General features: G+C 53.9%; 24 protein-coding genes and 1 tRNA gene. 11 read left to right on the top strand and 14 right to left on the bottom strand.

Annotated elements, in window-relative coordinates:
* Window positions 1–129: 129 nt before the first annotated feature.
* Window positions 130–696: a cytochrome b gene (locus GNG29_RS08520; protein ID WP_103179062.1), complete on the top strand. Its 567-nt coding sequence runs from the start codon at window positions 130–132 to the stop codon at window positions 694–696.
* 1 nt (window position 697) lies between these two features.
* On the top strand, window positions 698–1,273 hold the full coding sequence (locus GNG29_RS08515; protein WP_103179061.1) for a YceI family protein: 576 nt from the start codon (window positions 698–700) through the stop codon (window positions 1,271–1,273).
* Window positions 1,274–1,312: 39 nt separating this feature from the next.
* Here the strand turns inward: GNG29_RS08515 and GNG29_RS08510 are convergent, their stop codons facing one another.
* Window positions 1,313–2,362, bottom strand: coding sequence for a rhodanese-related sulfurtransferase (locus GNG29_RS08510; protein ID WP_156654270.1), 1,050 nt, complete (start codon window positions 2,360–2,362; stop codon window positions 1,313–1,315).
* A gap of 220 nt (window positions 2,363–2,582) precedes the next feature.
* Between GNG29_RS08510 and GNG29_RS08505 the strand changes: the two genes are divergently transcribed.
* The 3 genes from GNG29_RS08505 to GNG29_RS08495 all read left to right on the top strand — a co-directional run bounded on the left by GNG29_RS08505 (window position 2,583) and on the right by GNG29_RS08495 (window position 5,379).
* Window positions 2,583–3,509: a Kdo(2)-lipid IV(A) acyltransferase gene (locus GNG29_RS08505; RefSeq protein ID WP_103179059.1), complete on the top strand. Its 927-nt coding sequence runs from the start codon at window positions 2,583–2,585 to the stop codon at window positions 3,507–3,509.
* A gap of 146 nt (window positions 3,510–3,655) precedes the next feature.
* Window positions 3,656–4,906 carry a multidrug efflux MFS transporter MdtG gene (mdtG, locus tag GNG29_RS08500; RefSeq protein WP_156654269.1) on the top strand — a complete coding sequence of 417 codons (1,251 nt, stop codon included), beginning with the start codon at window positions 3,656–3,658 and terminating at the stop codon, window positions 4,904–4,906.
* 98 nt (window positions 4,907–5,004) lie between these two features.
* On the top strand, window positions 5,005–5,379 hold the full coding sequence (locus GNG29_RS08495) for a MysB family protein (protein WP_103179057.1): 375 nt from the start codon (window positions 5,005–5,007) through the stop codon (window positions 5,377–5,379).
* On the opposite strand, the gene GNG29_RS08490 is transcribed toward GNG29_RS08495, so the two are convergent.
* The 3 genes from GNG29_RS08490 to mdoG all read right to left on the bottom strand — a co-directional run bounded on the left by GNG29_RS08490 (window position 5,380) and on the right by mdoG (window position 9,784).
* Window positions 5,380–5,607 carry a YceK/YidQ family lipoprotein gene (locus GNG29_RS08490; RefSeq protein ID WP_103179056.1) on the bottom strand — a complete coding sequence of 76 codons (228 nt, stop codon included), beginning with the start codon at window positions 5,605–5,607 and terminating at the stop codon, window positions 5,380–5,382.
* A gap of 120 nt (window positions 5,608–5,727) precedes the next feature.
* Window positions 5,728–8,256 carry a glucans biosynthesis glucosyltransferase MdoH gene (gene mdoH / locus GNG29_RS08485; protein ID WP_103179055.1) on the bottom strand — a complete coding sequence of 843 codons (2,529 nt, stop codon included), beginning with the start codon at window positions 8,254–8,256 and terminating at the stop codon, window positions 5,728–5,730.
* On the bottom strand, window positions 8,249–9,784 hold the full coding sequence (gene mdoG, locus GNG29_RS08480) for a glucans biosynthesis protein MdoG (RefSeq protein ID WP_139156330.1): 1,536 nt from the start codon (window positions 9,782–9,784) through the stop codon (window positions 8,249–8,251). The genes mdoH and mdoG overlap by 8 nt, the downstream gene beginning before the upstream one ends.
* A gap of 273 nt (window positions 9,785–10,057) precedes the next feature.
* On the opposite strand from mdoG, the gene mdoC reads away from it, so the two are divergent.
* Window positions 10,058–11,218: a glucans biosynthesis protein MdoC gene (gene mdoC / locus GNG29_RS08475; protein WP_156654268.1), complete on the top strand. Its 1,161-nt coding sequence runs from the start codon at window positions 10,058–10,060 to the stop codon at window positions 11,216–11,218.
* 34 nt (window positions 11,219–11,252) lie between these two features.
* Here the strand turns inward: mdoC and GNG29_RS08470 are convergent, their stop codons facing one another.
* The 6 genes from GNG29_RS08470 to csgB form a co-directional block, all read right to left on the bottom strand.
* A complete protein-coding gene (locus GNG29_RS08470; RefSeq protein ID WP_197431847.1) occupies window positions 11,253–12,737 on the bottom strand; it encodes a phospholipase D family protein in 1,485 nt (494 codons plus the stop codon).
* Complete coding sequence (gene ymdB, locus GNG29_RS08465; protein ID WP_103179050.1) at window positions 12,673–13,215, bottom strand: O-acetyl-ADP-ribose deacetylase; 543 nt, start codon at window positions 13,213–13,215, stop codon at window positions 12,673–12,675. Before ymdB ends, GNG29_RS08470 begins: the two co-directional genes overlap by 65 nt.
* Before the next feature lie 84 nt (window positions 13,216–13,299).
* Window positions 13,300–13,602 carry a type 1 fimbrial protein gene (locus GNG29_RS08460; RefSeq protein ID WP_231736605.1) on the bottom strand — a complete coding sequence of 101 codons (303 nt, stop codon included), beginning with the start codon at window positions 13,600–13,602 and terminating at the stop codon, window positions 13,300–13,302.
* A 154-nt stretch (window positions 13,603–13,756) separates the two neighbouring features.
* Window positions 13,757–14,083 carry a curli assembly chaperone CsgC gene (gene csgC / locus GNG29_RS08455; RefSeq protein ID WP_103179049.1) on the bottom strand — a complete coding sequence of 109 codons (327 nt, stop codon included), beginning with the start codon at window positions 14,081–14,083 and terminating at the stop codon, window positions 13,757–13,759.
* Window positions 14,084–14,144: 61 nt separating this feature from the next.
* Window positions 14,145–14,594 (bottom strand): curli major subunit CsgA, encoded by a 450-nt coding sequence (gene csgA / locus GNG29_RS08450; protein WP_156654267.1) that lies wholly within the window; start codon window positions 14,592–14,594, stop codon window positions 14,145–14,147.
* A 40-nt stretch (window positions 14,595–14,634) separates the two neighbouring features.
* Window positions 14,635–15,084 carry a curli minor subunit CsgB gene (gene csgB / locus GNG29_RS08445; protein ID WP_103179047.1) on the bottom strand — a complete coding sequence of 150 codons (450 nt, stop codon included), beginning with the start codon at window positions 15,082–15,084 and terminating at the stop codon, window positions 14,635–14,637.
* A 746-nt stretch (window positions 15,085–15,830) separates the two neighbouring features.
* On the opposite strand from csgB, the gene csgD reads away from it, so the two are divergent.
* The 4 genes from csgD to csgG are packed head-to-tail and all read left to right on the top strand — an operon-like array spanning window position 15,831 to window position 18,162.
* The gene (gene csgD, locus GNG29_RS08440) at window positions 15,831–16,481 is read left to right on the top strand and encodes a biofilm master transcriptional regulator CsgD (RefSeq protein ID WP_103179046.1); all 651 of its coding nucleotides are present in this window, start codon (window positions 15,831–15,833) and stop codon (window positions 16,479–16,481) included.
* Window positions 16,482–16,485: 4 nt separating this feature from the next.
* The gene (csgE, locus tag GNG29_RS08435) at window positions 16,486–16,875 is read left to right on the top strand and encodes a curli production assembly/transport protein CsgE (RefSeq protein WP_103179045.1); all 390 of its coding nucleotides are present in this window, start codon (window positions 16,486–16,488) and stop codon (window positions 16,873–16,875) included.
* 13 nt (window positions 16,876–16,888) lie between these two features.
* The gene (gene csgF / locus GNG29_RS08430) at window positions 16,889–17,302 is read left to right on the top strand and encodes a curli production assembly/transport protein CsgF (protein ID WP_103179044.1); all 414 of its coding nucleotides are present in this window, start codon (window positions 16,889–16,891) and stop codon (window positions 17,300–17,302) included.
* Window positions 17,303–17,328: 26 nt separating this feature from the next.
* A complete protein-coding gene (gene csgG, locus GNG29_RS08425; RefSeq protein ID WP_039032323.1) occupies window positions 17,329–18,162 on the top strand; it encodes a curli production assembly/transport protein CsgG in 834 nt (277 codons plus the stop codon).
* A 42-nt stretch (window positions 18,163–18,204) separates the two neighbouring features.
* On the opposite strand, the gene GNG29_RS08420 is transcribed toward csgG, so the two are convergent.
* From GNG29_RS08420 to ghrA, 4 genes are all read right to left on the bottom strand, one after another.
* Window positions 18,205–18,687: a DUF1097 domain-containing protein gene (locus GNG29_RS08420; protein WP_201304715.1), complete on the bottom strand. Its 483-nt coding sequence runs from the start codon at window positions 18,685–18,687 to the stop codon at window positions 18,205–18,207.
* 96 nt (window positions 18,688–18,783) lie between these two features.
* Window positions 18,784–19,338: a molecular chaperone gene (locus GNG29_RS08415; protein ID WP_156654266.1), complete on the bottom strand. Its 555-nt coding sequence runs from the start codon at window positions 19,336–19,338 to the stop codon at window positions 18,784–18,786.
* Between the two features lie 20 nt (window positions 19,339–19,358).
* Window positions 19,359–20,096, bottom strand: a complete 738-nt coding sequence (locus tag GNG29_RS08410) for a phosphatase (RefSeq protein ID WP_103179042.1) — start codon at window positions 20,094–20,096, stop codon at window positions 19,359–19,361.
* An 83-nt stretch (window positions 20,097–20,179) separates the two neighbouring features.
* Complete coding sequence (ghrA, locus tag GNG29_RS08405) at window positions 20,180–21,118, bottom strand: glyoxylate/hydroxypyruvate reductase GhrA (protein ID WP_103179041.1); 939 nt, start codon at window positions 21,116–21,118, stop codon at window positions 20,180–20,182.
* A 228-nt stretch (window positions 21,119–21,346) separates the two neighbouring features.
* Here ghrA and GNG29_RS08400 point away from each other — a divergent pair.
* Window positions 21,347–21,434: transfer RNA gene (locus GNG29_RS08400), tRNA-Ser, on the top strand.
* The last annotated feature ends 323 nt before the right edge of the window (window positions 21,435–21,757 follow it).

Here is a 21,757-nt window from a genome sequence, read left to right as displayed (position 1 = left end):
TATCATTTCTAATATTCATTCAAAATAATCGAACAAATAAAATTAATATTGAATATGTGTAAATATCATTTGCATTAATGTTTTGCTCACGCCATTTTTAGCGCTTGCGAATTAATAATGGTGCTCAAAATGCAGGTGCGAAATTCCCCCACACGCTATGGCGTTATTTCCATGAGTCTGCACTGGCTGATGGCGATTGCGGTTTACGGCATGTTTGGTCTTGGCCTCTGGATGGTGACCCTGAGCTATTACGATGGCTGGTATCACCAGGCACCGGAGCTGCACAAAAGCATCGGCTTTATGCTGATGCTGGCGCTGGTGGTGCGGCTGCTGTGGCGCCATATCTCCCCTGTTCCGCCGGCGCTGAAAAGCCAGACTCGCTTTACACGTATTAGCGCTGCCGCCGCCCATATCGCCCTGTACGCCTTGCTTTTCGCCATCCTGATCAGCGGCTATTTGATCTCCACCGCTGACGGAAAACCTATCAGTGTCTTCGGCCTGTTTGACGTCCCCGCCCTGCTGGCCGATGCCGGCCCCCAGGCCGATCTGGCTGGATCCGTGCATTTATGGCTGGCCTGGGGCGTAGTTATTCTCTCCGTATTACATGGACTTGCCGCCATGAAACATCACTTTATCGACAAAGACGCCACCCTGACACGTATGTTGGGCAAAGCGTCCCCTGACTCTGGAGCATAAAATGAAGAAAAGCCTGCTGGGATTAACCTTAGCGTCTCTGCTGTTCACAACCGGCGCCGCCGTGGCAGCGGACTACAAAATTGATAAACAAGGCCAGCACGCCTTTGTGAACTTCCGTATTCAGCATCTGGGGTACAGCTGGCTGTACGGCACATTCAAGGATTTCGATGGCTCATTTACCTTTGATGAGAGCAATCCGGCGAATGATAAAGTCAATGTCACCCTGAACACCAACAGCCTCGATACTAACCACGCCGAGCGCGACAAGCATCTGCGCAGCGCAGACTTCCTCAACGTGGCGAAATACCCGCAGGCGACCTTTACCTCGACCGAGGTGAAAAAGGATGGTGACGGGCTGGATATTACCGGCAACCTGACGCTGAACGGCGTAACGAAACCGGTTAAGCTGGATGCAAAACTGATTGGTCAGGGTGACGATCCGTGGGGCGGGAAACGCGCCGGGTTTGAGGCATCAGGTAAAATTCACCTGAAAGACTTCAACATCACTACCGATCTGGGCCCGGCGTCGCAGGACGTAGAGCTGATCATTTCGGTAGAAGGGGTTCAGCAGAAATAATACCCTCGCCCGGTCACGCGACCGGGCAAGGTTTCAGGGTCACTCCGGGTCAGGAATGCCCAGGCGGGTATTCAGACGCCCCCGCGACTTATTAAAGATCTTATTGCCATTTTCGCGCCCGGCACGGCGGCGGCGCTGCTCCTCTTCAGGCAACATGCTCTCTTCGCTACACAGCTCGCTGCAGCAGCCGTTAAACTTCTCAGCGCAGGCCGGACACTGAATAAACAGCAGATGACAACCGTCATTTTTGCAGTTGGTATGGGTGTCGCAGGCGGTGCCGCACTGATGACAGTGGGCAATCACATCATCAGAGATGCGCTCACCCATGCGCTCGTCAAAGACGAAGTTCTTGCCGATAAAGCGCACTGGTAGCCCCTGCTCGCGGGCGCGACGGGCATACTCGATGATCCCGCCTTCGATATGCCACACCTTGTTAAAGCCGTTGTGCTTCATCCAGGCGCTGGCTTTTTCGCAGCGGATCCCGCCGGTGCAGTACATGACAATTTTTTTGTCCTTATGCTCCTGCATCATCTCAACGGCTTTTGGCAGCTGCTCACGGAAAGTATCTGCCGGGATTTCCAGTGCGTTTTCGAAATGACCCACTTCATATTCATAGTGGTTACGCATATCGATAAACACGGCGTCAGGATCGTCCAGCATGGCGTTCACTTCTGACGCTTTCAGGTAATCGCCCACGTCGCTGGCATCAAAGGTCGGGTCATCAATGCCGTCCGCCACAATGCGCTCCCGCACCTTCATGCGCAGCACCCAGAAGGATTTACCATCATCGTCCAGCGCAATATTCAGGCGCAGGCCGTCCAGAGCCGGATCGAAGCCATAGAGGAAGCTGCGCAGCTCATCGAGCCTGCTTTCAGGCACGCTGATCTGAGCATTGATGCCCTCATGGGCCAGATAGATACGGCCAAAGACGTTCAGCGCGGTTAACGCCTTGTACAGCGCGTCGCGGGTAGCCTGCGGGTTAACGATGGTGAAATATTTATAGAACGAGATCGTCGTGCGCGGCTCGGTTTCAGCCAACATGCGCGCTTTCAGCTCTTCGTTCGAAATGAGGTTGTGTAACACTGGCATGGTGTACGGTTCCTGCAATCGTATGAGAATGAAAATCGGTCGGCATCATATAGCAAACATTGGGAATTTACATCCCTTCATTTTGCGCTACATTTCTCACGTTAAAATGCCGAGGGTATAACATTTGCTCTATTCATGACCATTCCATAGCGATGCATTTTGGTTATCAATGGAAAAATGCGACACTACGCCAACAGGACGTATCACAAACAGGAACGACATGACTCAACTCCCTAAATTTTCCATTGCGCTTCTACATCCTCGTTACTGGCTGACCTGGGCTGGCATCGGTTTATTATGGTTACTGGTGCAGCTGCCCTACCCGCTGATCTACCGTCTTGGCTGCGGTCTGGGTCGACTGGCGATGCGCTTTATGTCCCGCCGCGCCCGCATTGCCCGCCGTAATCTGGAACTCTGTTTCCCGGAGATGAGCGAGCACGAGCGCGACACCATGGTAGTGAAAAATTTTGAATCCGTTGGCATGGGGCTGATGGAGACCGGAATGGCCTGGTTCTGGTCCAATAAGCGTATGGCGCGCTGGACGGAAGTGACCGGCACCGGCATGGATCCGGTGCACAATCTGCAGGCCAATAAAACTGGCGTTCTGCTGATCGGCGTCCATTTTCTGACGCTGGAGATCGGCGCGCGGATGTTTGGCATGCAGGCGCCCGGTATTGGCGTCTATCGCCCGAACGACAACCCGGTGATCGACTGGCTGCAGACCTGGGGGCGGATGCGCTCCAACAAGAGCATGATCGACCGTAAAGATCTCAAGGGGATGATCCGCGCCCTGAAATCCGGGGAGGTGATCTGGTACGCGCCAGATCATGACTACGGCCCAACCGCCAGCGTCTTTGTGCCCTTCTTTGCGGTCGACGAGGCAGCTACCACCACCGGCACATGGACGCTGGCCCGTCTGTCGAACGCGGCGATTGTTCCTTTTGTGCCGCGTCGCAAACCTGACGGCAAGGGCTACGAGCTGATGATGCTGGAACCGGAGTGCTCCCCGCCGTTGGATGATGCCAGAACCACTGCCGCGTGGATGAATGAGGTGGTGGAAAAGTGCATTCTGCTGGCGCCCGAACAGTACATGTGGCTACATCGCCGCTTTAAAACCCGTCCGGAAGGTGTCCCTTCCCGCTATTAATCCTCCCCTGCGGCCTCCGGGCCGCACTGCTCTTTAAGCTTATAATGCTCTCCGTCATTGCAGCAACCATCACCCAGGCGCATAATTAGCAGGCTTATTACCTTCTTTTATAAATGATGCCGTCGCGCATCATAACGCGGATAGCTATGTCTCCCTCAGAAACGCCAATAAACTGGAAGCGGAACCTTATGGTTGCCTGGCTGGGCTGCTTTCTCACGGGCGCCGCTTTTAGCCTGGTGATGCCTTTTCTGCCGCTCTACGTAGAACAACTCGGCGTCAGCGGCCACAGCGCGCTCAATATGTGGTCCGGGCTAGTATTCAGCATCACGTTTCTCTTCTCCGCTATCGCCTCCCCTTTCTGGGGCGGGCTGGCCGACCGCAAAGGGCGCAAGATTATGCTGCTGCGTTCGGCGTTGGGAATGGCCATCATCATGCTGCTGATGGGGCTGGCGCAAAACATCTGGCAGTTTCTGGTATTGCGCGCGCTACTGGGTCTGCTGGGCGGCTTTGTGCCTAATGCCAACGCGCTTATCGCCACGCAGATCCCCCGCCATAAAAGCGGCTGGGCGCTGGGAACACTCTCTACTGGTGCGGTAAGCGGCGCCCTGCTTGGCCCACTGGCCGGGGGATTAATGGCGGACAGCTACGGTTTGCGGCCAGTATTTTTTATCACCGCGGGGGTACTGTTTGCCTGCTTCCTGGTGACCTTATTCTGCATCCGGGAAAATTTTACCCCGGTGCCGAAAAAAGAGATGCTGCATGCCCGCGAGGTCTTTGCCTCCCTTAAAAATCCTCGCCTGGTCATCAGCCTGTTTGTCACCACCATGATTATTCAGGTCGCTACCGGCTCCATTGCGCCGATCCTGACGCTCTACGTGCGCGACCTGGCCGGGCATGTGGGCAATATCGCCTTTATCAGCGGCATGATTGCCTCGGTGCCCGGCGTGGCCGCCCTGATCAGCGCCCCGCGACTAGGGAAACTGGGCGATCGGATTGGTCCGGAAAGGATCCTGATCGTCGCGCTGGTGATCTCTGTGCTGCTCCTCATCCCGATGTCATTTGTGCAATCCCCGTGGCAGCTGGGTGTTCTGCGCTTTTTACTCGGGGCGGCCGATGGTGCCCTGCTGCCTGCGGTGCAGACCCTGCTGGTCTATAACTCTACCAATCAGATTGCCGGACGAATCTTCAGCTACAACCAGTCGTTCCGCGATATCGGCAACGTCACCGGCCCTCTTCTGGGGGCCGGTATTGCCGCCAGCTACGGTTTTCGCGCGGTATTTATCGTCACCGCCTGCGTGTTGCTATTCAACGCGATCTATTCGTGGTTCAGTCTGTCCCGTGCCGTGCGCCGACCCAGGGCTATTCCGGAATCAGATAAGGTCTCTGCCGCCGATTAAGACCGCTGCGTGAAGGCTTTTGCCGCTTTCATACTTGCAATTATGGAGAATCAGCTATTCTTTCCCTGAACACCACGTCAATTCACAGGGAGACGCCGATGACTATGTTTGCCACTTTAGAGGAAGCGATTGATGCCGCGCGCGAAGAGTTTCTCGCCGATAATCCCGGCATTGAGGAAGAAGACGCGAATATTGAGCAACTCAATATCCAGAAATATGTCATGCAGGATGGGGACATTATGTGGCAGGCCGAATTTTTTGCCGATGACGGCGAAGACGGCGAGTGCCTGCCCGTACTGAGCGGCGAAGCGGCTCAGGCGGTGTTTGATGGCGATTATGACGAGATTGAGCTGCGTCAGGAGTGGCTGGAAGAGAACACCCTGCATGAATGGGATGAGGGTGAATTCCAGCTTGAGCCGCCGCTGGATACCGAAGAGGGACAAACCGCAGCGGATGAGTGGGACGAACGTTAATTATTCATAGGGCCCGTGCTGAGCGTCGATGGGCAGCAGTAGCGTATCGAAGACCAGGGAGAACGGCAGATCGAGTATCGTCAGGTAGCGCCATGCGGAGTCACGGACATCCCATTGCACGCCCGGGTAATATTGATTGCCGTGTCCTTGACCTGGGATCGTCCGGCTAATGATACTGCCGCAGCCGCTCAGTAATAGCGCCATTGTGATGACGATGAAAAATCTCATCCAGTACCTCAAAAGATAAAAATACCGGCTCCAGGGCCGGTATTTATTTGCCTGGCGGCGCTGCGCTTGCACGGGCCTACAGATTTTGTAGGCCGGGTAAGCGTAGCGCCTTCCGACACATCACTTCGCTTTCAATGCCTGCGGATTCAGCTTCAGCGTCTGGTAATAGTTCACCCACGAAGAGTATTTCTCCGGGGCGGCCCAGACACGATGATGCATCCGCGCCATGGTGACAGGATCGCTTAGCAGCACCAGACGACGGTCGCGGTTCAGCTTCTCTGGCGTCTCGTTCAGCGCCTGCTCAACGTGACGATCGCGGGCGATCTCCAGCACACGGCTGGCACGGTGACGGGCAGTCGCCATAGCGATGGCCAGGGCGTTGAATGACGGGTTAAACACCGCATGCATAAACCCATCTTCCAGCGAACGACTGCGGTTGAGCTCCAGATACTTGTCTGTATCAACCAGCACCTGCGGCGGTGAATACTCTTCCGGGATCAGGAACAGCTTCCAGCGTTTGGTGCGCAGACCCACCGTCGAACGGCTTGAAATCACCGACACAAACGGGGAGAGGATCAGCGAGAAGACAATCGGCGCCAGCCAGAACAGGAAGCGCAAGTCCAGCCACGCCATGCCCACCGCCCAGACCAGACCGAGCAGCATCTGCGAACCGTGACGCATAAACGCTTCGCTCCACGGCGTAGAGTCATCGTCACGCTGCGGCGAGTTCCAGACCACTTCCCAGCCGAGGAAGGCGCTGACCACGAAGACGGTGTGGAACAACATACGCACCGGCGCCAGCAGCACGGAGAATAAGACCTCCAGCAGCAGGGAGAGCGTCACGCGGAAGAAACCACCGTACTCCTTCGAGCCCTTGCACCAGATGAGCACAATACTCAGCAGCTTCGGCAGGAAGAGCAGCACCATCGTCGAGGCAAAGAGCGCTATCGCCAGCTCAGGGCGCCACTGCGGCCAGACCGGGAACAGCTGGCGCGGCTGCAGGAAGTACTGCGGCTCGGTCAGGGCATGTACCACCTGCAGGGCAGTCGACAGGGCCAGGAACATAAACCACAGCGGCGCGGAGAGGTAGGACATTACGCCGGTCAGGAAGACGGCGCGGTGTACCGGGTGCATCCCTTTCACGAGGAACAGACGGAAGTTCATCAGGTTCCCGTGACACCAGCGGCGGTCACGCTTCAGTTCATCCAGCAGGTTTGGCGGCAGCTCTTCATAGGAGCCAGGCAGGTCATAGGCGATCCACACCCCCCAACCGGCACGGCGCATCAGCGCAGCTTCCACGAAGTCGTGCGACAGGATCGAGCCCGCGAACGAGCCTTCACCCGGCAGCGGCGCCAGCGCACAGTGCTCAATGAACGGCTTCACGCGGATAATGGCGTTATGCCCCCAGTAGTGCGACTCACCCAACTGCCAGAAGTGCAGACCGGCAGTAAACAGCGGCCCGTAGACGCGGGTCGCAAACTGCTGGCAACGCGCGTACAGCGTATCCATGCCCGACGCTTTCGGCGAAGACTGAATGATCCCGGCATTCGGGTTCGCTTCCATCAGGCGCACAAGGCCCGTCAGACACTCACCGGTCATCACCGAGTCGGCATCCAGCACCACCATATAGCTGTACTGACTGCCCCATCGACGGCAGAAGTCATCGATATTACCGCTTTTACGCTTCACGCGACGACGACGACGGCGGTAGAAGATCTGCCCTTCGCCCTGCACTTCGGCAATAAGCTCCATCCACGCTTTCTGTTCTGCCACGCAGATGTCCGGGTTGTAGCTGTCACTCAGGATGTAAACGTCGAAGTGTTCGGCGTTACCGGTAGCTTTCACCGACTCCCAGGTGGCGCGCAGGCCGGCAAAAACGCGATCTACATCTTCGTTACAGATAGGCATGATAAGCGCGGTACGGTGTTCAGGATTGAGGGGTTCATCCCCCACCGTAGAGTGCGAAATGCTGTACTTATCCCGGCCTATCAGCAGCTGCAGGAAGCCCATCAGCGCGGTCCAGAAACCGGCCGATACCCAGCAGAAGAGGATGGCGAACAGCAGCAGGATGCCGCTTTGCAGAATATAAGGCAGCAGCTGCATAAACGAGACCAGCAGATCCTGGTCGAACATATCGGCCGGATTGATCAGCGCCCAGCCCTGGTAGGGAAGAATCGTCTTCATGTACCAGGTGGCGACGACGGTCTGCGCGATGGTCAACAGCAGCAGGATGTAGCGGCGAATACTGCCAACGGTACGCCATTTTTCCTCGCTGGCCTGCTGCTCTTTAGAGAGGCGAGAGAGATAGCGCGGATTGGTGTCGCGGCCGCGCAGGCGATCCCAGAAACGGCCCACCGGGTTGGTGCGCCAGGGATCCGGGAACATGGAGGAGCGCGTCGCTTTCGGCATCGCCTCAAGCTGGGTGCGCCCTTCGTCATCGCGGATCAGCTGGCCTTCAGCCAGTGAATCGGGCCAGGCCTGTTCGAGACGGCTTTTAACCGAGCCCAGCGGGGTATCATCTTCACGCGTGAACGGATGATGATCGGCATCCAGCGCGGTGTGAACCGCGCTGATGTCACCCTTCGGCAGTGCCGCCTTCTCGATATCGGTCAGCGGCATGGCATCGATATACTCAGTTATCTTATTCATTGGCAGGTAGCTGATAGCTCCAGGTTTCACTCAACGGCTGATCGGCGTTGACCAGGGCGGCACGCATCTCAGTCGGCTGTTTCGCGTCTTTCACTTTAATGCGCAGGGTTAAACGCCAGCCTTTGGTGACCGGGTTATACCGCACGCTATTCTCAACGATCTCACCATTGTCACCAATGCTCGCCTGAGCGGTGACCGGGGTTTCCGGTGCCAGGCTCTTCATATCCTGGCCGGTGAAATCAACGACAAACGCGATGGTGCCATCAGGCTGGCGAATCAGATTGGACTGTTTCACATCCCCTGTTGAGCGGCGGGTTTGCAGAACATACGCGTTGTCCGGCGCATGCAGCTTGTCTTCATCGCGGCTCATGGTGATGCTGTAGTTGAAGTTCATCTCTTTACCGGCTTCCGGCAGCTGGTCCGGCGTCCAGTACGCGACGATGTTGTCGTTGGTTTCGTCGTTGGTTGGGATCTCTACCAGCTCCACTTTGCCTTTGCCCCACTCGCCTTTCGGAGTGATCCAGGCGCTTGGGCGCAGATCGTAACGATCGTCCAGATCTTCAAAGCGGGAGAACTGACGGCCACGCTGGAGCAAGCCAAACCCCTGCGGGTTCTCCATGCTGAAGCTGCTTACCGCCAGGTGTTTCGGGTTGTTCAGCGGACGCCAGATCCACTCACCGTTGCCAGCAAGAATCGACAGACCGTTAGAGTCGTGCAGTTCCGGGCGGAAGTTGGTGGCAGGAGAAGGCTGGTTTGGCCCGAACAGGAACATACTGGTCAGCGGAGCAACGCCCAGTTTGCCGACTTTATCGCGCAGATAGACTTTAGACTGCACGTCGACCACCGTATCGCGGCCAGGAATAATGACAAAGCGATAGGCGCCCGTTGCGCGCGGGGAATCCAGCAGCGCATAGATGGTCAGGCGTTTGTCGGTTGGTTTTGGACGTTCGATCCAGAACTCGCGAAAGCGTGGGAACTCTTCCCCGGAAGGCAGCGCGGTATCAATCGCCAGACCGCGTGCAGAGAGGCCATAAACCTGGCCGCCGCCAATCACACGGAAATAGCTTGCCCCCAACATGCTGACAATTTCGTCGTTTTTATCTTTACTGTTGATGGGATAAAGCACTTTGAAGCCCGCGAAGCCTAAATCTTTCACGGTGTCTTTATCGTGTTGCACATTGCCGAAATTAAAGTAGTCCGGGCTGTACTTGATTTTGCGTACCGCGTTAGCGGTCACTTCATTAATGGTGACAGGCGTGTCGAAGTACATCCCCTGATGATAAAACTCGAGCTTGAACGGGGTTTTAATTTTATTCCAGTAAGCTTTATCGTGATTAAACTGGATCTGCTGATAGTCCGCATATTTCATGTCGCGGAAAACGGAGGGTAAGTTACTTTTTGGCGCTTCGTACCCTTTACTGGCCATCGATTTTGCCTGTTTTGCGACATCGTCGATGGTAAAGGCCAGGGCCGATGAGGTATACAGAGACAACAGGACTGCCGCTCCTAACCAACGCATTTTCATCATTTGTGGTTTATGTTTCATAATAAGTAAGCACTTCCCCCTTTGTGTGCTTATATCGATCCGATCCATTTTAATGGAAAATCAGGCATTCCGACAACATAATCACCGCTTTGTTCAGCGTGCTGGCTCATGGTTTAAGCAAGTGAAAGTAACCCGTTTTCACTTTGCGTGCTTATCCTGGAGACAGTGTGTCAGACTTCGTGTAGGGTTGGCACCGAATGTAAACACTATTGGTCTTAGGGATAAGACGAAAAGTCTGAGAATGCGCAACGTTATATGAGTACCGTACCCGCACAACGCGAATATTTCCTTGATTCCATCCGGGCATGGCTCATGCTGCTGGGGATCCCTTTTCACATTTCCTTGATTTATTCGAGCCACGTCTGGCACGTCAATAGTGCGGAGTCGTCGTGGTGGCTGACGCTGTTTAACGATTTTATCCACTCCTTCCGGATGCAGGTCTTTTTCGTTATTTCGGGCTACTTCTCTTACATGCTTTTTTTACGCTACCCGCTTAAACGCTGGTGGAAAGTGCGCGTGGAGCGCGTCGGTATTCCGATGCTTACCGCCATCCCCCTGCTGACGCTGCCGCAATTCATCATGCTGCAACATGTCAAAGGCAAAGCGGATAGCTGGCACACCCTGTCGCTGTACGATAAATACAACACCCTCGCCTGGGAACTGGTCTCTCATCTGTGGTTCCTGCTGGTGCTGGTGGTGATGACCACGGTCAGCCTGTGGCTCTTCAGCCGCATGCGCCAGCATCTCAGCGCCCGGTCGGACGCCTTTTTTGGCGATATCACCTGGGGCAAGCTGTCGGTGCTGTTTTTAATCCTGGGTATCGTCTATGCCGCGCTGCGCCGCACGCTTTTACTCGTCTGGTCACCGATCCTCAGCGACGGCCTGTTTAATTTTGTGGTAATGCAGACCCTCTTCTACCTGCCCTTCTTCCTGATTGGCGCCCTGGCGTTTGTGCATCCGAAGCTGAAAGCGCTGTTTACCACGCCGTCACGCGGCTGCGCCCTCGGGGCGTTGTTGGCATTTATCGCGTATCTGCTCAACCAGCGTTATGGCAGCGGCGATGCCTGGATGTATGAAACCGAAAGCGTGATCACCATGCTGCTGGGGCTGTGGATGGTGAATGTGGTCTTTGCGCTGGGACACCGCCTGCTGAACTTTAAATCGGCGCGCGTCACCTATTTCGTCAACGCCTCGCTGTTCATTTATCTGGTGCACCATCCGTTAACGCTCTTCTTTGGCGCCTACATTACGCCGCATATCAGCTCAAATCTGCTTGGCTTTATCTGTGGGCTGGTGTTTGTGGTAGGCATTGCCATTGCGCTATACGAAATTCATCTGCGTATTCCGCTGCTGCGCTTTCTCTTTTCCGGCAAACCGGCCGCCAAGGCGGAAAAATCACCGCAGGTTACCAGCTAAGCCGTTGCGCGCCGGTCGCTGAACCGGCGCGTCATTACAGCAACCACTCTACCGGCAGCCAGTAGGCCAGACGCACCAGCATCCGCTGCCAGAAGCGGGTTTTGGGCTCCTTTTTATGCACGATCTCCTGCCCCTCCTTACGCTCAATCCAGTTCAGACGTCCCATTTTATCCAGCCGGAGTTGCCAGGCTTCATGGCGCTGGCTGCGCACGAACCGGGTATGGATCATCCTTGCCAGCTTCTCGCTTTCAATGACAAAGCCCATCTCGGTATTGAGCATGGTTGAACGGGGATCAAAATTAAGTGAACCGATAAACACTTTCTCGCCGTCGACGCTGAACGTCTTGGCATGCAGGCTGGAGCCGGAGTTCCCGGTGATCCCGCGATCGTGCGCCGGCGGTACGCCATCCTGAATGGGCTTTAGTTCATAAAGCTCGATGCCGTGGCGCAACAGCTTTTTTCGCCAGCGGGCATAACCGGCATGCACAACGGAGACGTCGTTCGCTGCCAGCGAATTGGTGAGGATGGCGACTTTCACCCCTTTGCGCACCATCTGTAGCAGCAGCGCCACCCCCGCACGGGTCGGAACAAAATAAGCGGAGATGATATCGATTTGCTGCACTGGCGAGCCCATCACCCCCATCAGGCGCTGCGGCAGCAGCGAGTGCCGTTTTGCCCGCCCCTGCCCTTTACGCGGATCGTCACTGAGTAGCCGGGTTTTGGCCCAAATCAGCGGCAAATTGCCCGCTTCCAGATTGGTAATAAAGTCGCTGGACTGTAATTTATCCAGATATCGGCGGGTGATGTCGTCGCGATACCACTCTTCGGGGGGATGAATTTTATCTTCAATTTCCGCCTCGGAAAGCTCCAGCACCTGCTGGAGCGTGGAGACCGAGGCGCAGTTCCAGTAGCGCTCAAAATCGTTGGCCACATCCTGCACCACCGGGCCAGTCGCCATCACGTCCAGATCGGAAAAGAGCGGCTCTTCACCTGCGCCAAAATAGGCATCACCGATGTTTCGCCCACCGATAATGGTGACCTCGCCGTCCACGGTAAAACTCTTGTTGTGCATCCGGCGATTGAGACGGGCGAAATCGGTGAGATAGCCCAGCGCGCGCAGGGAGCGGAACGAAAAGGGATTGAACAGCCGGACATCAAAGTTAGGATGCGCGTCCAGCAGGCGCAGGATGCTGTCCAGCCCCTGGGTATTGTTGTCGTCGAGCAACAGGCGCACGCGGACGCCGCGCATGGCGGCGGACAATAAGACGGAAAACAACAGGCGTCCAGACATGTCGTCTTCCCAGATGTAGTACTGCACATCCAGCGTCTTTTCCGCCATCTCCGCCAGCCGGTAGCGGCAGGCGAAGGCGTCAAGACTGTTATCAAGAGGGAGAAGCCCACAAAGGCCAGGATGTGAAGAGCTGACCGGTGCAATCGCGCGTCCCAGTCGCGTGTTATGCGTCGGTTTCCTGTCCTCGTTGGGTAAGCAGTCGCTTGTATAGTCGGGCATTTTCTTCATCATAGCAGACAAAGTATACCCGCTCCGGCAGAGGCTTGAGGGTGAGATAATCCGAAACCGTGTTAACGGCGATTTCAGCCGCCGCCGCGCGGGGATAGCCATAAACGCCAGTACTGATTGCCGGGAAGGCGAGAGTCTGATAACCGTTGGCCGCCGCCAGGTTCAGGCTGTTGCGGTAGGCCTCTTCCAGGAGCCGTGCTTCATGATGTTCGCCCCCATGCCAGACGGGGCCAACGGTGTGGATCACCGCTTTGGCGGGCAGGTTTCCGGCAAGCGTAATCACCGCCTGCCCCGGGGCGCACTCGCCCTGCTGCTGGCGAACCAGCTTACACGCCTCCAGCAGGGCGGGTCCTGCCGCCCGATGAATAGCCCCGTCCACGCCACCACCGCCCATTAATGAAGGATTGGCTGCGTTAACGACCACATCCACATGCAGCGTGGTGATATCACCATGAAAGACTTCAATTCGGGAGTACATAATCAACCTCTGCATACCGTTTTTTCTTAAGTGTATCGCAGAGGTTGGGTTGTGGAAGTCCGGTTGACAGAAAACGGCCCTGCCTCAGCGGTAATCAACCTGCACGATGGCGAGCGATTTTTCCGGATTGATGTACTTAATGCTGACAGTGGCGAGATCTGCGGCATTCACCCTGCCGTCAAGCGCCTCTTTATAGCTGACCTGTTGAACAGACATTCTATTATTTTGCGGACAGGAGACGGTTAAGGCGCGCGCATCAGGGGTGATGTTACAAGGCTCTTCGACAATCCGGCCGATAAAATGGATAACATTGGCCGTGCAGACTGGCGTAAGCGTAACCGCAGCAACAAAGGCTGCGGCCAGGGTGATATGGGACGAAACCATCATTGTAATCCTCATTGATATCGTCCCTGACGCTTAAACAACGCCCCTCATGGAGGGCTGTCGACTGGCATCGGCGACACCAGCAACATGAGAATAACAATGGAATAACATCCGCGCTACTTTAATCAATATATTGATTTCATGAATGTTTTGAACATCAGGCTTTCGACGGAGGCCATTGTTGCGACAGATGCAACGACTTACCATCCGAGACCGTCACAATGACGTTTATCTTGTCATTGGGTCCGGAGTTCAGGGTCATACGGGAAAGGTTGACCGTTTTATTTGCCGGTAATGAGACGGTGTTTTGTTGACGCGAGGTGCTCTGACCGCCTGGGCCACTGCGCGAGGTGAGGATTTGCACCTGGCATAAACACGGTTCTGTGACGGTCACCTGAGGAATAATGGTCACGTTCTCACCTTCGGTGGTGGTTTGAAAGGTAATCTGACTGGTCAGCGCGGCAAGTAATAAAAGTGTATTCATCATCTTCTCCCCAAAAAAAAACAGGGCCTCAGCCCTGTTTTTTCGACGTACAGCGGCAGTATTAGTGCTGACCAGCAGTCACGGTGTTGCCGAAGCCAACCTGAGTGATGTTAGCAGACGCGCCGTTCATAGTTTGACGAAGATCGACTTCGTTACGACCACCAGACTGGCTTACAGTTGCAGAGAGGTTACGGCCACTCCACTGGCTGATGGTTGCGTCGTTACCCTGGCCACGCTGGGTCAGGCTGATTTCGCTGCTGTCAGCACCCTGAGACAGATCGGCATCGTTACCGAAGCCATTCTGACGAACGGTGATTTCAGAGCCACGGGCATCGCTTTGCAAAGCGTCCACATTGTTACGGTCACCATATTGATAAACGGTCAGCGATTCTGGGCTGACGTTGTTATTTCCATTACCACCATGGTTATTACCCCACTGTGGAACAGAACCAGCCATAGCACTGCCAGAAACCACGATTGCTGCAATTACTGCCACTTTTAAAAGTTTCATTGTAAAGCCCCCATCGGATTGATTAATTATCGCTCAATAGCTAGCGTTGGATTACGCGAATTGCCATTTGCGACTGTCTCTGTACTACAACTGCCGTTTTTTGCGTACCGTACTGCGTAATATTCGCTTTATTACCAGAACCTTTCTGAATAATCACTGCGGTATTACCATATGCACCTTGATTAATACTCGCATTGTTCGAGTTCCCTTTTTGATCAATATAGGCAAGGTTATAACTCCCTGATTGATCAATGTTCGCCCGATTATTTCCGCCCTCCTGAGAAACGACAGACAACAATTTCTGGCCGTGTTGTTGAACGTTAGCGTTATTATTTACGCCAGCTTGTCCAATGATTGCAGCCTGGTTATATGAGGATTTACTCAGCTCATTAACCGCAAAATTGTATTCTGCCGAAGCTAAATCAGTCGCTGCGAAAACAAATCCAGGTGCACCCAGTAATGTCAACATCAATAACAACTTGTTCTTCATGTTATCACCCTGGACCTGGTGGTATAATAACTGCGTTAACAAGAGCAAATATTTTGTTAACCCGGCGTTACGATGAAGAGTATGTCTGCCGAAACAATTTTAATATCTCACCCGCCAGTTGTATTTTTATTCTTTCGTTCACCCCAAAGTATTAATTAAAATTAAATACCGTGGCGATACAACGATTTTACAGAGGGTCAGCAAGGACCATTTTCACTTTGCAGAAATGGAAAACCGCAAATGCGTGGATTTGCCGTTTCGCTGGTCCAGAAGAGAGAAAACGGAATATATCCATGATTGCGTGACAAAGTCCGTGATTTCTTAAGGCGTTTACACATTGTAAAAATAGGCTTAGCGTTTTGCCCTGGCTCATACCTTATCGCTAATAGCCTAAAATTTATATGACCTATAAAAATCAATAACTTAATACAATTTGTATGACTTTTAAAATGTGTGCACCAATATCTTAATGTACAACTTTTTGATGATTTCTAATCAATTCATGAACTCATTTTTTACAAAGTAATATTGATTTTTACATCCTGTTACACGTTTAACACTTGCTTTAAAAAACGTTAAAGCTAGATTGAAAACAGAAGTTCGGCATTGCGAATTAATTTTCCCTTCTCTCTAAGGGATATGGTCTTTCTTCTACACACAGCAGTGCAACATCTGTCAGTACTTCTGGTGCCCCCAATAATATATTGGGGGCAACTGCCAGGTGTTTCATAAAAAGGGGTTTCATCATGTTTAATGAAGTCCATAGCTTGCATGGTCAGAGTTTATTGTTAGTGACCAAACCTTCTTTACAAGCGACAGCTTTACTACAGCATTTAAAGCATAGTTTAACGTTGAGCGGAAAATTGCATAGCATTCAACGCTCTTTCGATGACATTGCGCCTGGCAGCATTATTCTTTTCGATATGATGGAAGCGGATAAAAAACTTATCCAATACTGGCAAGATATTTTAAGCAGGAAAAACAACAATATCCGTGTGTTGTTGTTAAATACGCCCGAAGAATACCCCTTCAGGGATATTGAAAGTTGGCCACATATCAATGGCGTCTTTTATGTCAATGAGGATGAAACCCGCGTGGTTGAAGGCTTGCAGGGGGTTCTGCGTGGTGAATGTTACTTTTCACAGAAACTTGCCAGCTACCTCATAACGCACTCCGGAAATTATCGCTATAACAGTTCAGAGTCCGCTTTGCTGACCCACCGCGAAAAAGAGATTCTGAATAAATTACGTATCGGTGCTTCAAATAATGAAATCGCCCGTTCGTTATTTATCAGCGAAAATACGGTTAAGACTCATCTTTACAATCTTTTCAAGAAGATAGCTGTCAAAAACCGGACTCAGGCGGTTTCATGGGCAAATGATAACCTCAGGCGTTAACCCTATGAAACGCACAGTGAGTTGGATTGCCGCAGCAGGCTTATGGCTTGCTGCCGGGAATCTTCATGCGGTTGAAGTAGAGATCCCGGGATTGTTAACTGACCACACCGTCTCCGCAGTCGGCCATGCTTTTTATCGCGGCTTCAGCGACAAATGGGAAAGTGATTATCCCGGTAACTTAACTATCAGTGAACGGCCCAGCGCACGTTGGGGAAGCTGGATCACCATAACGGTTAATCAGGACGTTATTTTCCAGACCTTTTTATACCCCACGAAAACTGACCTGGATAAAAATGTGGTCTTTGCTCTGGCTCAAACCGAAGAGGCATTAAATCGCCTGCAGATCGATAAAGCTCTGCTGGGTACGGGCGATTTAGCACCAGACGAATTTTAATTCGGAGGCATCCATGCGTGTTGTCCATGCAGTTGTAGCTTTAATGCTTATTCCATCTCTGAGTTGGGCCGGAAATATGACCTTCCAGTTCCGCAACCCGAACTTTGGTGGAAACCCTAATAACGGTTCTTTTCTTTTAAACTCGGCCCAGGCACAAAACTCTTATACGGATCCAAATTCTGACGACTTCGGGTTTGAAACCCCGAGCGCGCTGGATAACTTTACCCAGGCAATCCAGGCCCAGGTTCTGGGCGGGCTGCTGACCAATATTAACACCGGCAAACCCGGCCGTATGGTGACCAGCGACTTTATAGTCGACATCGCTAATGCGGACGGACAAATGCAGCTGAACGTGACAGACCGCAAAACGGGGAAAACGTCCACCATTCAGGTTGCTGGCTTGCAAAGCGGTTCTACCGACTTTTAAATAATGTCGAGATAAGGATAATAATCATGCAGCGCTTTCTCCTCCTTGTTGCAGTGTGCTTATTGAGCGGCTGTTTAACTGCTCCTCCGAAAGAAGCAGCGAAACCGACATTAATGCCTCGCGCCCAGAGCTATCGTGATTTAACCAAATTGCCATTGCCAACGGGTAAGATCTACGTGTCGGTTTATAATATTCAGGATGAAACCGGGCAGTTTAAACCGTATCCGGCAAGTAACTTCTCAACGGCTGTACCGCAGAGCGCCACCGCCATGCTGGTCACTGCGTTAAAAGATTCTCGCTGGTTTATTCCTCTGGAACGTCAGGGGCTGCAAAACCTGCTCAACGAACGTAAGATCATTCGTGCTGCGCAGGATAACGGTACCGTGGCAATGAACAACCGTATTCCGTTGCATTCGCTCACGGCGGCGAACGTGATGGTTGAAGGTTCGATTATCGGCTACGAAAGTAACGTGAAATCGGGCGGTGTGGGGGCCCGGTATTTCGGTATTGGCGGCGATACGCAGTACCAGCTTGACCAGATTGCGGTGAACCTGCGTGTGGTCAACGTCAGTACCGGCGAAATTTTGTCGTCCGTGACCACCAGCAAAACCATTCTCTCGTATGAAGTGCAGGCCGGGGTGTTCCGTTTCATCGACTACCAGCGTCTGCTGGAGGGAGAAATCGGTTATACCTCTAACGAGCCGGTCATGCTCTGCCTGATGTCTGCTATCGAAACCGGGGTGATCTTCCTGATTAACGACGGTATCGATCGCGGATTGTGGGACCTGCAAAACAAAAATGAAGTGAAAAACGATATTCTGGTGAAATACCGCGAGATGTCGACGCCGCCAGAATCCTGACAGAAAGCGCATTAAAAAGGCGAGACCCTGGTCTCGCCTTTTTTATTCGCTCAACGCCGTGACGTTTCGCGTTTTCTCCCTGCGCGCCGCCAGCCACAGGCCGCTGTTTTTCATGGCGTAGCCAAACACCAGTCCCAGCGCCAGCGAAGGCACCACCAGCCGCCACTCCCCCTGCCCTGCAAAAGTGGCGCAGGCGCCCATAAAGGTGCCGGGCACAAACGAGAGCAGCAGATGTTTCGCCTGGATACACATCAAAAACGCCACCACGCCGGTCATAACGTAGCCAACGATTTCCAGATGGGGTGCCAGCGCGCTGCCGTGGATGATAATCATCGCCCACGCCACGCCGCTCATCAGCGTACAGGCCGAGATAAACAGCCCCTTCACGCCCCCCTGCGGGCAGGCGAAATAGGCCGTGCAGCCAAGGAAGCCCGCCCAACTGAGGAGTCCGAGAGAGACGGCAACCCAGCCCCATAAACCGGAGAGGATGCCTGTCGTGATTGCGATAGAAAGTAGAATGTTCATGGCGCGCATCTTAACAGATACGCGGCCATGAAATGAGATCAGGAACACATAATATGCAGATTGATATTTGCTGTTACATACAGATAGTGATCTAAATCACTCTTCATTCTCTTCCTGTAGCTCATCCCACATCGCGGCAATGGCATCGCGAGTCAGTGGGGCCATGGTACGCCAGAAGGACGAGGTGGCGTGCGCTTCAACCTTCCCGAGGAACGTCCCGCACCAGGGCAGGATATACTCCCCGAAGAGGGTTTCCAGCGCCTCGTTTTCATCTTCCGCCGCATGATCTTCAATCCACGAGGCCGCCAGCAGCAGCGTGCCGAGATGGTCGGCTGGGGTATCGGTCAACGGCATCCCGCGTTCAGAGAGAAATGCGCGTACTTCGGCTTCGGTAGCGCCCTCTTCCCAGGCAGAGCGATACGGCGACACGCGGCACTCCTCGCCAACAAACAGCGCATTGTAGTCGGCGGCGATCTGCTGCATGTCGCAGCTGTTTTGCAGACGCAGCAACAATTCATCCTGCTCAAGCGGCCAGTTCTGGGCCAGCTTGCCTTCGCGGATCAAGGTAAACAGCGGCACCAGCAGCGGATCCTGCGGCTGGCGATAATAGAGAGAACCCAGTACGCGACAGAGGATGGAAAACTCATTCATTTATTTAGTCCATTACACAGTTAAAAATCAGCAAATTCATTGATTGGCGCCATGCCACGCGACGCCAGGAAATCGAGTAGCCGGCGCGGGGAGACGTTCAGGATGCGATCTTCCGGGAAGTCCACCGCGTCGAGGATTTTGCGGCATTCGCTAAAATCGCCCAGCGTGAAGGCGGTATGGGAATCGGAGCCCAGCGCCACATAGCCACCCGCCTCCTTCACCGCAGCCGCCACTGCCCGGCAGTTTGCTTCGCTCCCTTTACGGGAGTGAATAAAGGAGGAGTTGTTGATCTCCAGCGCCACGCGATGCTCCGCCGCAGCCTGCGCGACCGCCTGGATATCAATCGGGTATTTCGGGTTCCCCGGATGGCTGATGATATGTACGTTACCGCTGGCGATAGTGGCGATCATCGCCTCGGTATGGGTGGCTTGATCCTGAGGTGCGAAAACCGGCTCATGGAAACCGGCGAGGATCAGATCCAGAGAGGTGAGCATCGGGCCGGTACAGTCAATGTCGCCCTGGGTATTTTTGATGTTGGCCTCAATGCCGCGCAGGATCCCAACGCCATCCACTACCCGCGGCCAGATGCGCATGTTCACAAAGTGCCAGTAGTGCGGCGCATCCGCCATATCCGGACCATGATCGGTGATCGCAAAGAGCTTAATGTTTTTTTGTTTTGCCTGGGCGATGTAGTCATGAAGGTTGCTGTAGGCGTGGGTACTGGCGACGGTGTGCATATGCAGGTCAACGGGGTACATCGTTCTCTCCTCTCGTGTTTCCCAAAGGATAGCAGTTATCACGGGCGTTTATCAGCAAAAACCCGGCAATCGCCGGGTATAACTCAGTAACCGCGCTGTCTGTCGACCTGCCCGGTAACCTGTTCGCCCTTCTCCAGCTGCGAGATGGTGCGGGCGATATAGTCGATGGCTTCTGCCGGACGCGTCACCGCCGCAATGTGCGGCGTCATGGCCACGCGCGGGTGCGCCCACAGGGGATTGTCCGCCGGTAACGGCTCTTTGCTGTAGACATCCAGCATCGCGCCTTTCAGCTTGCCGCTCTCCAGTGCCGCCAGCAGATCGGCTTCCACCACGTGTACGCCACGCGCCAGGTTCATCAGGTAGCTGTTGTCCGCCAGCTGGTTGATGAGCGCCTTATTAATGATCCCAACCGTCTCAGCCGTATTCGGCAGCAGGTTAATCAGCACCCGCGTGCCGTCTAAAAACTGCGGTAACTCTTCCTTCCCGGCAAAGCTGGTGACGCCAGGGTAGTGCTTGCGGGTGCGGCTCCAGCAGCGCAGCGGGAAGCCCCACGGTGCCAGCGCTTCGGCCACTTTCGATCCCAACACCCCGGCCCCGAGGATCCCGATAGTAAAATCTTCGCGCTGATAGTCGGCCAGCGGCTCCCAGCGGGCCTGCTGTTTCAGCGCCTGATAATCGTCAAAGCGGCGGAACCAGTGCAGCACCTGGCTGACCGCATACTCCTGCATCTGCTGGCCCATGCCGGTATCTTCCAGGCGAAACAGGGGGATCGACTCCGCCAGCATTTCCGGGTGCGCCTTGAGCTTGCTGAGGATAGAGTCCACCCCTGCCCCAAGGGCAAACACCGCTTTCAGGTTTCGCCCCTGCAGCATCTCAACCGGTGGGTGCCACACCAGCGCATAATCTGCGGGTTCGTTATCGCCGCGCTTCCACTCCCGAACCCGGGCGCCTGGCAGCGCCGCCGAAAGTGTTTTTATCCAGTAAGCGTTATCAAATGTTGGGTGATAAAAAATAATATCCATTGCGATTGCCTTCTGTTGCGCTGTTTTATGTTCATTATCAACTGGATTGCAGCATAACAAATTTTGCGAGTGCGGTCGTTGCTGATAAAAAAGGCACTTTCAGCGCAATTAAAAATCATGTTGGCTGAAGTTTGTCTGAACGCGCTAATTTACTGAAAAAGTTGATTGACGTAAGTCAGGCTTTTCCTTACATTAGCGCCCGTCCCAGCAACAACGGGATGACAATATGGTGAGGTGTCCGAGTGGCTGAAGGAGCACGCCTGGAAAGTGTGTATACGGCAACGTATCGGGGGTTCGAATCCCCCCCTCACCGCCATCTTTAAAGAAGAGCTCGCATGCAAATGCGGGCTTTTTTTTCGCATGTTGCTCGCCTGTGGGGGGATGAGAACCCCCGACCGGGGTTCGACAACTGGCGCAGCCAGTTGGACAGACTGAGAGCGCAGCGAACAGGCTGCCCGAACAAAAACGCAGGGAGCGTTTTTGAACAACGCTTGCGTTGGCCCCGAAGGGGCGAGGCCCATGGATGGGCCGAGTAACGGCGAGCGCAGCGAGTCAATCCCCCACTCACCGCCATCTTTAAAGAAGAGCTCGCATGCAAATGCGGGCTTTTTTTTCGCATGTTGCTCGCCTGTGGGGGGA

Origin of the sequence: Leclercia sp. Colony189, assembly GCF_009740165.1 — a bacterium.
GTDB lineage: Bacteria > Pseudomonadota > Gammaproteobacteria > Enterobacterales > Enterobacteriaceae > Enterobacter.
Note: the sequence above shows the minus strand (reverse complement) of the source record. Positions and strands in the feature narration are given on the sequence as shown.